Origin of the sequence: Flavobacterium difficile (genome assembly GCF_011392115.1) — a bacterium.
Lineage (GTDB): Bacteria > Bacteroidota > Bacteroidia > Flavobacteriales > Flavobacteriaceae > Flavobacterium > Flavobacterium difficile.
Map to the genome: position 1 here is coordinate 15,635 of NZ_JAAJBT010000012.1, position 14,958 is coordinate 30,592.

A 14,958-nucleotide genomic window follows, 5' to 3' on the forward strand; every position below is an offset into this window, starting at 1 on the left:
ATTTGTTTTATTTAATTAATGATTTTAATTCTCCTTTTGATTTGATAAATTGAATTTCCGCTAATTTATATTCTAAAATTGCTGCCGTATAGTTGTTCTGAGCTTCTACTAGAGCATTTTCAGCATCTAACAAATCGGTTAAAGAAGCTAAACCTTGAGCATAATTATTATTAGTATTATTTAAAACCTCTTGTGCTAACTGTGCATTTTCTTTTTGATTCGCAATTGTAATCAAACTATTTTCAATTTGTTTTTTAGCATTTTCTAAAGCTAAACTCAAGGCTAATTTGGTTTCATCCATATCAACTTGTAAGCTTTTTATTGAGTTTTCTGCTTGTTTTACCCTTGCTTTATTCCCAAATCCTGAGAAAATAGGAACTCTTAAATTTAATCCGATTGTAGCAAAATCCGACCAATATACGCCGTCAGCTGGTTTGGCAAAAAATGGCATTTGTGGTCCTTGTCCGATATAGTTATAACTTCCAATTAATGAAAGCGTAGGATAATAGCTCGCTTGAAATGACTTTTTTTGTAACATCAATAATTGTTCTTGTTTTTTTAACAATAAAAACTCAGTTCTGTTGGTAACATCTGTGTTTGCAATTAAATCTTGTGGAGTTACTTCAAAAGCAGTTTTTGGGATTACGATGGCGTTTTCCATTGGCATTCCGATATAAAATTTCAAGGCATTTTCTTGAAGTGCAATAGCATTTACAATTTGTTGACGCATCGAATTTATATTGTTTACACGAACCGTAATTCTATCCAAATCTATTTTTCTCGCTAAACCATTATCATACTGCCCTTTTATGATATTTTTAATTTTATTTGTCGTTTTCAAATTATTATCTACCACCACTAACTTTTGTTGTTGTACATATACTTGATAATATGCGTTAGCAACACGTTCAATAACTTGTTCCTCAGTTAATTGCTCGTTAATTTGATAGAACTCTCTAGTTGATTTAGCAGCTTTTAAACCTGTAAAAACTGATTGATCAAACAAGGCTTGATTTAAAGATACACCCGCTATAGAATTCCAAGTTTGACCGAAAGCTGCTTGAATTGTAGTTCCTGGAGCACCAAAATTTGTTCCATCAATTACCGTAGTTTGTAAAATCGGATTGTAATTTAAACTACCATTTGCGGCAATTTGTGGTAGCGCTCTAGAACGTACTTCTTGAATTTTATATTCACTGTTTTCCGTTTGTAATTTAGCTTTTTTAGCTTCTGCTTTATTTTCTAAAGCGTATTGCAGCGCCTCTTTTAAACTTAATGTCTTTATTTCTTGTGCAAAGACAAAAGAACATAAAAACAATAAGGAAATAATCATTTTATTTTTCATTCTATTTGATGTATTAATTAGTATTTAATTGTAATTGTTTTTCTAACTCTATAATTCCGGCTAAAGTTGCCATGGCTCGAATGTGGTATTCTAAGGCTTTTTGTTCTAATATATTTGCGTCTTTTTCTAAAGCTGTATTTTCACTGATACTGAAAATCAAGGTGTAATAAAATTTTACATAATTTTCTACATCGATATCACTTCTATATAATCCTTCAGAAATTCCTTTTAAAATATTATCTCTAAAACAACCTTCACAAATATCAATTTGATATCCTAAAACTTTTTGATAAACTTCCGGATAATGTCTTTTTAACTGATAAATAGGTGACGTTTCCGTGTACTTGAACATTTCCTTAAACATTCTTCTAATTTCGAAGTTCTCTTCAATGGCGTTGTAATTTTTTGCTACAATTTCATTTATGGTTTCATGTACCTCTTTATGAACCAATTGTGTACTTTCTTCAATTAACAACTCTTTATTTGAAAAGTATTTATAAATTGTTTTTTTAGAAATACACATTTCACAAGCAATATCATCCATAGTTATACTCTTGAAACCTAATTTCAAAAACATATCTTTAGCTTTACTGATGATTTTCTCTTTCATTTTTAATTGGGGTATTTTGTAAAAAATCTTTTTTGGAGTTTCATTTTCGAGTGCAAATGTAAGACGGAAACTTTTAATACTAAAATAGTTTCCTTAATCTTCACATAAATTTAACATACAATTTATATGGTTTTTAAATCGAAAATTCCCACCATTTTACAAAGATTTTTTTAGTATTTATATCGGTTTTTTCTCCTATTATCGGTGTGATTAACTGAATTTCAGACGACTGCGCTAATTCACTAATTTTAGAAAGTGGTTCCTCCCAATTATGATTTGCCAAAGTAAATTTTGAAGAATGCACAGGAAACAAAGCTTTTGTTTTTAAATCTGTAGCCGCTTGAAGCACTTCTTCAGGCATCATGTGAATGTATTTCCAACTTTTATCGTATTGTCCATTTTCTAGAAAAGCCAAATCAAAAGGTCCAAATTGTTTTCCAATCTCAGCAAAATGAGTATCGTAACCGCTATCACCACCAATGAAAATTTTAAAACTTGGCGTTTGCAAAACAAATGACAACCAAAGTGCTTTATTTCTTTTAAAACTTCTTCCTGAAAAATGTCTCGCTGGAACGGTATTTACAATAAAGCCATCCTCAAGTGTAACCGTTTCGTGCCAATCTTTTTCTAGTATTAACTGAGTGTCAAAACCCCAATGTTCAAAGTGCGCTCCCGTTCCTAATCCAGTAATTACTTTTTGAATTTTAGGTTTGAGTTTTTTTATGGTCTGATAATCCAAATGGTCCCAATGGTCGTGAGAAATAAATAAGTAATCAATTTCCGGGAAATCATCTGTTGTATAAATATTTGTACCTTCAAAAGCTTTTGTTGTAAAAGAAACTGGCGATGCTGTTGGACTTAAAACGGGATCAACTAAAATTTTCTTTCCATCAATTTGTATAAAATAAGACGAATGTCCGAACCAAACCACAATATTTTCTTCAGGATTTAATTCCTTTAAATTTGTTTTTGTAGAAGGAATAACTTGACTTGGTTTTTTGAATTCGTTTTTGTTAAATAAAAACTCTTTTAAAACGGAAAACATCGAAACACCTTCTGTTAAATCGGGCGTAAAACTTAAATTTTGAAAAGAATTGTTTTTAAAATTTGGAGAATTTTTGATGCGAGCTAATCTTGCTCCAGAAGGTCGTTTCCCAAATTGTTCTTGCTGTAAAAACACATATAAAGATGCCACAAGAAGTACTAAAATCACTATAAAAATTGTCATCTTTTAATTGATAGAATTAGAAGTAAATTCTAAATTAGCCGTAACGTTTAGATTATAACCCGCTAAAATACCGTTGTTTTCTTCATCGCAATTAGAAATCAAACCAAAATCCTGACGATTGATTTCGCCAAATATTTCAACAAGCACCTTTGATGAAGTATTGGTGAATTCTGAATTTGTAATTTTGGCATCTAGCTCTACCACTTTAGTTATGTTATTAATGGTTAAATAGCCTTTTACAAAATTGATGTTCTCGTTAATTTTTTCATAGGATATCGATTTGAAAACAACCAATGGAAATTGATTTAAATTCATAAAACCATTCGATTTTAATTGTTTCTCGATGTGTTCCATTTTACCTTCTTTTTTATTCACATCTAAAACAAACTCCAAATTCGCATGGGTCAATTGATTATTTACTATATCAATAGAACTCGTAAGTTGATGAAATGAACTATCCATGTAAGCAATAATTGATTTTTTAGCTCTAACCATAAAATCAGACTGATTTGGATTTAAGTTCCATGTTGTGGTTGTCATCTTGAATATTCTTAAAATTTATGCAGCAAATGTATAAAGGAAACTTTTAACACTAAAATAGTTTCCGTAATCTTCACACAAATTTAACATTTGCAGAAGTGAGTTATTTTGCAATTATTAGTTTAAATTTACCAAAAATTACAAGTATGTTATTATTATCCGATTACCAGAACATTATTACTGAGGAGTTTTCCAACCTACATATTGACAAACAACCCCAAAATTTATACGAACCCATAGATTATATATTATCGCTTGGTGGAAAAAGAATCCGTCCGGTTTTAACTTTAATGGCTGCTGATATATTTGATGGCGATCATAAAAAAGCTATTGCTGCGGCTAAAGCGGTAGAAATGTTTCATAACTTTTCGTTGGTACATGATGACATTATGGATGATGCACCTTTAAGAAGAGGAAACGAAACCGTTCATGAAAAGTGGGATTTAAATACTGGTATTTTATCTGGTGATGCCATGTTAATTTTAGCCTACCAATATTTTGAAAATTATGAGCCGAAAGTATTTCAAGCTTTAGCGAAACTATTTAGTAAAACGGCTTTAGAAGTTTGCGAAGGGCAACAATACGATGTGGATTTTGAAACCCGAGATGATGTAACCATTCCGGAGTATTTAAAAATGATTGAATACAAAACAGCAGTTTTATTAGGCGCTGCTATGAAAATGGGTGCAATTGTGGCAGAAACTACTGAAGAAAACACCAATTTAATATACAATTTCGGATTGAATTTAGGTATTGCCTTCCAATTACAAGACGATTATTTAGATGCGTTCGGAAACCCAGAAACCTTTGGCAAACAAGTTGGAGGAGACATTATAGAAAACAAAAAAACCTATTTGTATTTAAAAGCTATGGAATTTTCTAACACAGAAAACAAACAGCAATTATTACATTTATTTTCGATTCAACCTCAAGACAACACCGACAAAATTGAATCGGTAAAAGCTATTTTCAATAGTTCAGGTGCCAGTCAAGCGACACAAGAAGCCATTGCTAAATATACCGAAATGGCATATGAAACCTTAGAAAAAATGCATTTGTCTGATGATAAAAAAATGATTTTAAGATTGTTTGGCGATAAATTAATGAATAGAAAAGTGTAATTAATATGTCGATTTTCAATGTGCCAATTTTCAATTTAACAAAATGAGTTATTCTCCACCAGCAACAATTGATGCTTTAATAAACGAAGCCGAAGAACAACACTTGTATTTTAAATTGATTGAGCAAACCAATAAAGATTTTGCTTTAGCCAATGAAAATATAGCTATTCCTTTAGATATTTTTCCGTTTGAATTGCAACATATGGTTCAGGAGAAAATTCTAAAACTCATCAATCATAAGTTTGCAGAATACTTAAACTTACTTTATATCATAGATGTATCCGAAGATCAAATTAAAAAACTAGACGGCTCAGATATTTTTAAACTTTCTGAAGAAGTTACTTTTTTAATTTTAAAGCGCGAATGGCAAAAAGTTTGGTTTAGAAACAAATATTAATTACTCCAAATCTTTCTTCAAAATCACTTTATTCCACAATTCTTTTCCTTCATTATCAAACAAAGTCAATTTCATTTGGCGGTTCTCTTTATCACCCGAAAAAGAAACAGTTCCAAAAACATGTTGCGCAAATAAACTACCTGCTACTCTATTTTGATTGTCTTCTTTAGCTACTTTTTCTAAATTTCCATGTCCAGAAGTTAAAGGAGAAACCGTCCAATCGAACAAAGAATAGGTATTAGCTCTTTTCAGTTCAGATAATTCAGAAAAATGTCTGTCTCCAGAGATAAATAGCACACCTTTAATTTTATTGGCAGCAATTTCGTTTAATAAAAGTTCTTTTTCTGCCTTGTAGTTTTCGTAATTTTCAAAAACAGCTGCCGAATTTAGTACTTGTCCACCAACTACTATCAATTTAAAACTAGCTTTTGAAGCTACTAACGCGTCAATTAACCATTGCATTTGTGTGGCTCCAAGAAGTTCTTTATTGCCAGTAACTCTTTCATTAGGCGATTTAAAAAAACGATTGTCTAATAAAAATACTTCTGCATCACCCCAATTGAAAGAAGAATAAACACCTTCTTTTTGATTCGGATTGGTTCCATAAAATTTGTTGGCCCAAAAATCTTTAAAAGCTTGTTGTGTTACATATTTATTATAAAAACCTCTATCGCTGTCATTCGGACCAAAATCATGATCGTCCCAAATGGCAAAATTTTGTGTTTTAGCTAATAAAGGTTGCATTTCTTTTATTTTTCTAGAATGCGAATACCTGTGGTAAATTCCGGTTTGACTGTCCCAATCTGCTTCGCGCAAATAAATATTATCGCCACCCCAAAGCATAATATCTGGATTTTTTTTAGCGATACTTTCAAAAATAAAGTAATTAGAACCATAAGGTTTTCCGGGTCTGTCTAAACTTTCTTCACTTACATAAGAACAACTTCCTAAAGCAATTGTAAAATCAGGCGCATTTTCTCGCCATTGCCATAACTTCTTAGAAGAAAAAGAAGTTTCATAAGGCAATTCTATCTTCTTTTTATCAATAAAAACGGAATAATTGTATTTTTTCCCAGGTTGTAATTTGTCTAAAAGTAAGTGACAAGTAAAACCGTTTTCTTTATTTGTAGTAGCAACACTGGTTTGAAATACTTGTTTGGCATTTTCAGTAGCATAATATTCAATAAAAACAGAAGCAGGTTTCTCTGTTTGAAGCCAAATCATTGCTTCTTTCATTTCACAATAGCCAACCATTGGACCCGATTGTAAATTGTTTTGTGAAAAAATTGAAACTGAAAAAAGTAGGAAAGCTAATATAAATCGCATAATTTTTTGTTGCAAAATTAAGGATTAATGTAGAGATACATGTTAAGAAATAATTACTTTTCTAAAACATTACCCTTACAAATGGCAACCAAGCTTGCGAATATACCTGATTAGAATCGTTGTGTAAAATGTTAAATCGAACGCCTAATGTTACATTTTGTGTGCGATATCCTGCACCAACAAATAATGCCGTATTCCAAAAATTTTCATCGTTTAAAAAACTATCAAATTTTCTGTTTATGTTTAATTGTTCTACTTCTGCAGACAATTGAATTTCCTCTATTGGATGTACTAAACCAATAATACTTCCACCCAATATGGTCGATTTGTAACCTATAGAATTAAAATTAGAAGGATTCTGTTCTTGCGCTACATAACTTCCTGTTAAACCCACTCCAACAGAAAAAGTTTGGTTAATATTATAATAACCCGTAGGAGAAAGAGAAACATTGGTAAAACCATTACCAAATCCTAATCCTAATCCACCACCAAACTGCACCTTTTGCCAAAATAAACTTTTTGTTTTTGGAATACTATCTTGTTGAGAAAATACCGCTACAGAATTCAAAAAAATAAGCACATAAAAAAACGTTTTTAGTAACTTTGCATTTAATTTCATTATATTTATTACTTATTTGTTAATACGAACATAAAAGTATAAATTTCTTTGAACTTTTAGCAGAAAAGTTTATACTTTTGCATAAATTTTTTTAACCAAATCGTCATTAGGACAGAATTATGGATAGGTTTTCCTTTTTAAACGCAGCACATACTGCATTTTTTGCAGATTTATACGACCAATATTTACAAAATCCGGATAGTGTAGAACCAAGTTGGAGAAGTTTCTTTCAAGGTTTCGATTTTGCTAATGAATTTTCCACTCCAGGTGAGCAAATTGCTCAGGCTGCTAACAGTTTAGTTAGTGGTGGAAATTCGGAGCAACTTCAAAAAGAATTTAACGTTCTTAAACTGATTGATGGCTACAGAACACGCGGTCATTTATTTACCAAAACAAATCCGGTTAGAGACAGAAGAACCTATTCTCCTACTTTAGCTATTGAAAATTTTGGATTAACTCAAGCCGATTTAACTACTGTTTTTGATGCCGCTAAAATAGTAAACATGGCGCCAAGTACTTTGGCAGATATCATCAAACATTTAGAAAGTGTATATTGTTCTTCAATTGGTGTAGAATTCATGTACATCAGAGAACCAAAAGTACAAGATTGGATTAAAAACAGATTAGACATCAACGACAATCAGCCGAATTTTTCAGCTGATGAAAAGAAAAATATCTTAAAAAAATTAAACGAAGCTGTTTCTTTTGAAACGTTCTTACATACGAAATATGTAGGTCAAAAACGTTTCTCATTAGAAGGTTGTGAAGCCGCAATTCCTGCTTTAGATGCTTTAATTGAAGCAGCTGCAGAAAAAGGTGTAGAACAGTTTGTAATGGGAATGGCGCACCGTGGTCGTTTGAATGTTTTAGCTAATATTTTTGGTAAAAACACACAAAATATTTTCTCAGAATTTGACGGAAAAGATTACGATGACGACATGTATTTCGACGGTGATGTGAAATACCATTTAGGATTAACTTCAGATAGAGTTACTGATTCTGGTAAAAAAATCAATTTAAATTTAGCGCCTAACCCTTCTCACTTAGAAACAGTTGGTGCTGTTATTGAAGGAATTACAAGAGCCAAACAAGACAGATATTTCGCAGACGATTTTTCAAAAGTATTGCCAATCGCCGTCCACGGAGATGCGGCTGTAGCTGGTCAAGGTATCGTGTACGAAATTATCCAAATGGCAAAATTAGATGGGTATAAAACGGGTGGAACCATTCACTTAGTGATTAATAACCAAGTTGGTTTTACCACAAATTACTTAGACGCTCGTTCCTCAACATACTGTACAGATATTGCAAAAGTAACCTTATCACCAGTTTTACACGTCAATGCAGATGATGCAGAAGCGGTAGTACATGCGATGAAATTTGCTTTAGATTACCGTATGGAATTTGGTGGCGATGTATTTATCGATTTATTAGGGTACAGAAAATATGGTCATAACGAAGGGGATGAACCTCGTTTTACTCAACCAAAATTATACAAAGCGATTTCTAAACATAAAAATTCAAGAGACCTTTACGCAGAGAAATTGAAAAATGAAGGTGTGATTGATGGCACATATGTTAAAACATTAGAAGAAGCTTATAAAGCGAAATTAGATGAAAATTTAGAAGAATCTCGTAAGAAAAGCTTAACCGTTATTACTCCTTTTATGCAAAATGAATGGACTGGTTTCGAACAAGTTTCAGACGATGTGATGTTATCTAAATTTGATACGAAATTCGATAAAAATCAATTAACTGAAATTGCTGGAACTATAACTGAATTGCCTTCAGATAAAAAATTCATCAGTAAAATCACAAAATTAATTGGTGATAGAAAAAGCATGTTCTTCGAAAAAGACCAATTAGATTGGGCAATGGGAGAAATATTAGCTTATGGTTCTTTACTTACTGAAGGATACGATGTACGTATTTCTGGACAAGACGTGGAAAGAGGAACATTCTCACACCGTCACGCTGTAATTAAAGTTGAAGAATCAGAAGAAGAAGTAGTTTTATTAAACGACATTAAAAATAAAAAAGGAAACTTTTACATCTACAATTCGCACCTTTCAGAATATGGTGTAGTTGGTTTTGAATATGGTTACGCTTTAGCATCACCAAATACGTTAACGATTTGGGAAGCACAGTTTGGAGATTTCTCTAACGGAGCACAAATTATGATTGACCAATACATTTCTGCAGGGGAAGACAAGTGGAACAACCAAAACGGATTGGTTTTCTTATTGCCTCACGGTTATGAAAATCAGGGTGCAGAACACTCTTCTGCTCGTATGGAACGTTATTTACAAATGTGTGCGAAACATAACATGTATGTGGCAGACGTTACGACTCCAGCCAACTTTTTCCACTTGATGAGAAGACAAATGAAAACCAAATTCCGTAAACCGTTAATTGTGTTTTCACCAAAAAGTTTGTTACGTCATCCACAAGCGGTTTCCACTGCAGAGGAATTAGCCAACGGACAATTTCAAGAGATATTAGACGATCCTAATGTTACAGATAAAAAAGCGATTAAGTCTTTAGTTTTCTGTACAGGAAAAGTATATTACGATATTATTGCTAAACGTGAAGAATTAGGAAGAAATGACGTAGCTGTTGTTCGTTTCGAGCAATTATTCCCATTAGCCACAGATCAAATTAAAGCGATTATCGATTCGTATCCAAATGTAGACGATTACGTTTGGGCACAAGAAGAACCTAAAAACATGGGAGCTTACGGATTTATGTTAATGAATTTCGATTTAGTAAAATTACGTTTAGCATCGCCAAAAGCATACAGTGCACCAGCAGCAGGAAGTTACGAACGTTCGAAAAAACGTCAGGCGAATGCCATTGCAATGGTTTTTGATAAAAATTTATTTCAATAATAGTTATACAACACATTAATATATTTTAGGTAGCCTTTTCGCCTAAAACTAAAAACGAAAGAATATGATTTTAGAAATGAAAGTCCCATCACCGGGAGAATCTATCACCGAAGTTGAAATTGCAACTTGGTTAGTAAAAGACGGAGATTACGTTGAAAAAGATCAAGCTATTGCTGAAGTAGATTCAGACAAAGCTACTTTAGAATTACCAGCAGAAGCAAGCGGAATTATCACGCTTAAAGCAGAAGAAGGTGATGCTGTGGCAGTAGGACAAGTAGTTTGTCATATTGATACAGCTGCTGCTAAACCAGACGGAGCAACTGCTGCACCTGCTGTTGAAAAAGCACCTGAAGTTAAAAAAGAAGAAGCTCCCAAAGCAGCTCCTACACAAGAAACCACATATGCAACTGGAGCGCCTTCTCCAGCAGCAAGAAAAATATTAGACGAGAAAAACATCAGTCCTTCTGACATCGTTGGAACTGGAAAAGGTGGAAGAATTACTACTGAAGATGCTGTAAATGCAGTGCCTTCAATGGGAACACCAACTAACGGTTCTCGTGCTACAGAAAGAACTAAACTTTCGATGTTACGCAGAAAAGTTGCGGAGCGTTTAGTAGCCGCTAAAAACGAAACAGCTATGTTAACGACTTTTAACGAAGTTAACATGACGCCAATTAACATCATCAGAAACCAATATAAAGATGAATTTAAAGCGAAACACAATGGTGTAAGTTTAGGATACATGTCTTTCTTTACCAAAGCGGTTACTAGAGCTTTACAACTGTATCCAGATGTAAATTCTATGATGGATGGTGACCATAAAGTTGCTTTTGATTTTGCAGATATTTCAATCGCCGTTTCTGGACCAAAAGGATTAATGGTTCCTGTAGTTAGAAATGCAGAATTATTAACGTTCCGTGGTGTAGAAGCAGAAATTAAGCGTTTAGCTTTACGTGCAAGAGACGGACAAATTACGGTTGACGACATGACTGGTGGGACATTCACTATTACAAACGGTGGAGTTTTCGGAAGTATGTTATCTACGCCAATTATCAATCCGCCTCAATCTGGAATTTTAGGTATGCACAATATTATTGAACGTCCAATTGCTGTAAACGGAAAAGTGGAAATTCACCCGATGATGTATGTAGCTTTATCTTATGACCACAGAATTATTGATGGTAGAGAATCTGTTGGTTTCTTAGTGGCTGTAAAAGAAGCTTTAGAAAACCCAATGGAATTATTAATGGACAATAATCCTAAAAAAGCTTTAGAGTTATAAAACCAGCTTTGTCTTCTTGAACTTGTTTCAAGATCTAAATATTTCTAATCCCAAATTCGAAAGAGTTTGGGATTTTTTTTGAAGTTAAAAAATATTCTATCAATTGGATAAAAAGAAGAACAAAAAACAAAAACTAGTTCCAAAATTAAATTAAAATACTATTTTTATACCTGCTTTTCTCTTGTTTATAATATCGAATTTTTCAGTCTTTCAAAATGCATAAATTAATCTGGTTATTTATCTTAGTACTTACTACATCACTTGTTAATGCTCAAGAATTAAACGAATCTGAGATAAAAAAAACAAGAAACATACAAGAACTACTTATTTCAAATCCTGAAAAAGCACACTCAGAAGCACTTAAAATTAGCCAATCAAAAAGTAAATTATTTAGCTTTTTTGGATATTACTACATAGCGAACTACCATTACAACAAGTCAGATTTTGCATATTCCAAACAACTTTTAGTGGCCTTGATTAAAAAAATTGAGAAAAGCGACCTTCCAAAATCGAGCAAAATGTATAAGAATTTAATTGGAATGTGTGTGAACAAAATCTTTTACATTCATAAAAATCTGGGTGAATATGATGCTGCACTTATGTATCTTGAGCATTACAAAAACAGTGTAGCCGACAATCATTTTAATGAACAATATGGATTGGTAAAAATTGCCTTGGGTGATTATGTGGACGGAATTAGTATCCTAAAAAAAGAATTAAAAAATTCACAACATCATAAACTTGGTGTAGGCGAAAAAAAAGTAATGAACAAAAAACTATTTGCTGATAAATATAATATTATTGGTGAAGCCTATCAAAAGTATTATATCCAGTCGAAAAAAATAGTTTATTTAGATTCTGCAAATCTTTATTTTAATGTGGCTGCCAAAATGATGTTAGAGGATAATTTTCAGCCCGAATACACCAAAGCATTGTTGTGTATGCGAGAAGCAAAAAGTGCGGCATTAGCAGGAAATTATTTTAAATCATTATCCTTATATAGAGAGAGAAAAAAGTATCCTACTATTAAGGAAAACATAAGAACAGAACAGCTATTTGATTTAGGAATGGCCGATTGTTTTCATCATTTAAATCAAGTAGATTCAGCACTTTACTATTGTAAAAAATACATAAAAAACTATCAAACAACTAAGGTTTCAAAAGAAAATTTATTAATGGCGTATAACATTATGACGCAGTGTTATAATGAAAAAAATGACAATAAGAATGCTTATCTTCATGCTCAGAAAAGTTTAGAATTAATTCAATCCATAGGCGGAATAAAAAATAACTCCCTGAATTTTCTTCACAATTATGATTTAAGTAAAATTAAAGAAGCATCTAATAAAGTTATAACTTCTAAAAACTATTTTAAAATTTCACTTTTTGGAATACTAATTATTTTAGCACTTGTTATATACAGTTTTTATTATTATCATAAGGTTCAAAAAGAAAAACATATTCGTTTTTTGAAAATCATTCAACATCTAAGAGAGGCAAAAGTTATAAAAGCTGATACAAGTCAAATCACTAAAATTGAACCTCAACCCAAGCAAATAATTGATGATGAAATTATTGAAAAAATTGCAATAGGCTTAAAAAAAATAGAGCAGAAAGAAACTTTTTTAGATCCAAATTTCAAGTTGGCTTTTGTAGCTAAAAAATTAAATACAAACACTGCTTATTTGTCACAATACTTCAATCAAGTCATGCAAAAATCCTTTTCAGAATACACACAAGAATTACGAATTCAATATGTGCTCCAAAAACTTATTGACACACCTTATTTTCGAAAATATACTTTGCAAGCCATTGCTGAAGAAGTCGGTTATAAAGACGCAACTACTTTTGTTCGCGTGTTTAAAAGACAAACAGGCCTTACTCCTAATTACTATATTGAAAAACTAAAAGACACGGAGTAAGTTTTTGAAAAACAATATATTACGACTGAATTAACAACTGATTATTTATAAATAGTCGAATGAATAAGTTGCTGTAGTAATTGTTATCTCCTATTTTTGATAAAAACCTTCAATTAATTTCATTAAATTAAAAACATGAAAAAAAGAATTACTTTATTCTACCTATTGGCATTTTTGTGCTTCATTACTAATCTCGATGCACAATGTATCACTGCACCAAATGGATTATTTCCAAGTAATACTATTACTCCAAATTGTAATGGAAACTATGAAACAATTACAAGCCAAAGCTATACAGGTGAATACAGCAATGTAAATGTAATTGCAAACAAGCAATATTCGTTTTCAAGTTCTGTATCAACTGATTATATTACCATTACAAATGGAACAGGAACTATTGTTTATGCAAGTGGAATTCAACCCGTTATATGGGATTCTGGAAGTACCTCAGGCGTAATTCGTTATTATATGCATTCAAATGCAAATTGTGCCAATGAACAAGTAAATAGAACTCGTTATATTCGATGTGCGGATGCATCAAACTGCGCAGCGCCTTCAAATTTAAATGTCTCAAATATTACATCTAATTCATGTAAAATAACTTGGACAGCAGCATCACCAGTGCCTTCTTCTAATTATGATATTTATATTGTTACCACAAATAGCGCTCCTAACGCTAATACTACTCCTACTTTATTTAGTACAACTAACCTATCAACCTCTATATCTTTAAATGTTGCGGCTGGTACTACTTATTACTACTGGATACGTTCTAACTGTGGATCTACAACTGGCGTATGGGTTTCAGGTGGTAATTTTACTACACCACCAGCATTAATTTGTAACGGTGCAATTTATGGATTATATCCTGATGCAACTTTTACACCTTCTTGTACAGGAAATAATGAACAAATTGCTACAAATGCTTATGCAGGAGAATATTCAAATGTAAATGTATTGTCAAATAAACAATATACTTTTACAAGTTCAATTTCCTCGGATTATATTACCATAACTAATGCTACAGGAACTTCAGTTTTAGCAAGTGGTTTATCCCCTTTAACTTGGTTATCTGGAACAACCTCTGGAGTAATTAGATACCATTTGAATACCAATTCTAGTTGCGGAACGCAAAACACAAACAGAGTAAAATCTATTAGATGTACTACACCTGTAGTTTGTGGAACACCATCAGGATTATTCTTCGATCCTGAATCGGCAACTACAGTAAATATTGCATGGTCAGCTCCAAATCCTGCACCAAGTAATGGTTATATTTATGCTTATAGTACTGTCAATGATCCTTTTTCTGCAAATGCAACTACAGGAACTACTACAAATACTTTTGCAGTTTTAAATAATTTTTCACCAAATACTACTTACTATTTTTGGGTAAAATCGAATTGCGGACAAACACAATCTAACTGGATTGCTGGACCTTCTTTTACCACTGCAACAGCAACAGTTTGCAATGCTCCAACACAATTATTTTATGATGGTTTAACATCGACATCTAATAACATTGCATGGGTAGAAGCAACACCTACACCAAATAATGGTTATATTTATACGTACAGCACTGTTAATGATCCGTTTTCTGCAAATGCAATTACTGGAACTACCACAGATACTTTTGCAGTTTTAAATAATTTATCACCAAATACTACTTATTACTTTTGG

General features: G+C 32.2%; 12 protein-coding genes. 6 read left to right on the forward strand and 6 right to left on the reverse strand.

Translation table 11 applies throughout. From position 1 onward, the window contains the following. Nucleotides 1-7: 7 nt before the first annotated feature. From G4D72_RS13055 to G4D72_RS13070, 4 genes are all read right to left on the reverse strand, one after another. A complete protein-coding gene (locus G4D72_RS13055) occupies nt 8-1,345 on the reverse strand; it encodes a TolC family protein (protein WP_166078178.1) in 1,338 nt (445 codons plus the stop codon). Between the two features lie 13 nt (nt 1,346-1,358). Next, the gene (locus G4D72_RS13060; protein WP_166078179.1) at nt 1,359-1,955 is read right to left on the reverse strand and encodes a TetR/AcrR family transcriptional regulator; all 597 of its coding nucleotides are present in this window, start codon (nt 1,953-1,955) and stop codon (nt 1,359-1,361) included. Nucleotides 1,956-2,088: 133 nt separating this feature from the next. Further along, nucleotides 2,089-3,183: an MBL fold metallo-hydrolase gene (locus G4D72_RS13065; protein ID WP_166078180.1), complete on the reverse strand. Its 1,095-nt coding sequence runs from the start codon at nt 3,181-3,183 to the stop codon at nt 2,089-2,091. 3 nt (nt 3,184-3,186) lie between these two features. Further along, a complete protein-coding gene (locus tag G4D72_RS13070) occupies nt 3,187-3,723 on the reverse strand; it encodes a YceI family protein (protein ID WP_166078181.1) in 537 nt (178 codons plus the stop codon). Between the two features lie 146 nt (nt 3,724-3,869). Between G4D72_RS13070 and G4D72_RS13075 the strand changes: the two genes are divergently transcribed. After that, nucleotides 3,870-4,844, forward strand: coding sequence for a polyprenyl synthetase family protein (locus G4D72_RS13075; RefSeq protein WP_166078182.1), 975 nt, complete (start codon nt 3,870-3,872; stop codon nt 4,842-4,844). A gap of 43 nt (nt 4,845-4,887) precedes the next feature. Continuing rightward, complete coding sequence (locus G4D72_RS13080) at nt 4,888-5,241, forward strand: hypothetical protein (RefSeq protein ID WP_166078183.1); 354 nt, start codon at nt 4,888-4,890, stop codon at nt 5,239-5,241. Here the strand turns inward: G4D72_RS13080 and G4D72_RS13085 are convergent, their stop codons facing one another. Together G4D72_RS13085 and G4D72_RS13090 are read right to left on the reverse strand one after the other, a co-directional pair. Next, the gene (locus G4D72_RS13085; protein WP_166078184.1) at nt 5,242-6,567 is read right to left on the reverse strand and encodes an alkaline phosphatase D family protein; all 1,326 of its coding nucleotides are present in this window, start codon (nt 6,565-6,567) and stop codon (nt 5,242-5,244) included. Nucleotides 6,568-6,628: 61 nt separating this feature from the next. Continuing rightward, entirely contained in the window at nt 6,629-7,186 is a 558-nt protein-coding gene (locus G4D72_RS13090) for a hypothetical protein (protein ID WP_166078185.1), read from the reverse strand. A gap of 119 nt (nt 7,187-7,305) precedes the next feature. Here G4D72_RS13090 and G4D72_RS13095 point away from each other — a divergent pair, with 119 nt between their 5' ends. The 4 genes from G4D72_RS13095 to G4D72_RS13110 form a co-directional block, all read left to right on the forward strand. Further along, the gene (locus tag G4D72_RS13095; RefSeq protein WP_166078186.1) at nt 7,306-10,074 is read left to right on the forward strand and encodes a 2-oxoglutarate dehydrogenase E1 component; all 2,769 of its coding nucleotides are present in this window, start codon (nt 7,306-7,308) and stop codon (nt 10,072-10,074) included. Between the two features lie 64 nt (nt 10,075-10,138). After that, a complete protein-coding gene (odhB, locus tag G4D72_RS13100) occupies nt 10,139-11,356 on the forward strand; it encodes a 2-oxoglutarate dehydrogenase complex dihydrolipoyllysine-residue succinyltransferase (protein ID WP_166078187.1) in 1,218 nt (405 codons plus the stop codon). A gap of 215 nt (nt 11,357-11,571) precedes the next feature. Continuing rightward, nucleotides 11,572-13,278, forward strand: a complete 1,707-nt coding sequence (locus tag G4D72_RS13105) for a helix-turn-helix domain-containing protein (protein WP_166078188.1) — start codon at nt 11,572-11,574, stop codon at nt 13,276-13,278. A 135-nt stretch (nt 13,279-13,413) separates the two neighbouring features. Next, nucleotides 13,414-14,958 (forward strand): fibronectin type III domain-containing protein (locus G4D72_RS13110; RefSeq protein ID WP_166078189.1); only part of this gene is annotated, 1,545 nt, incomplete at its 3' end.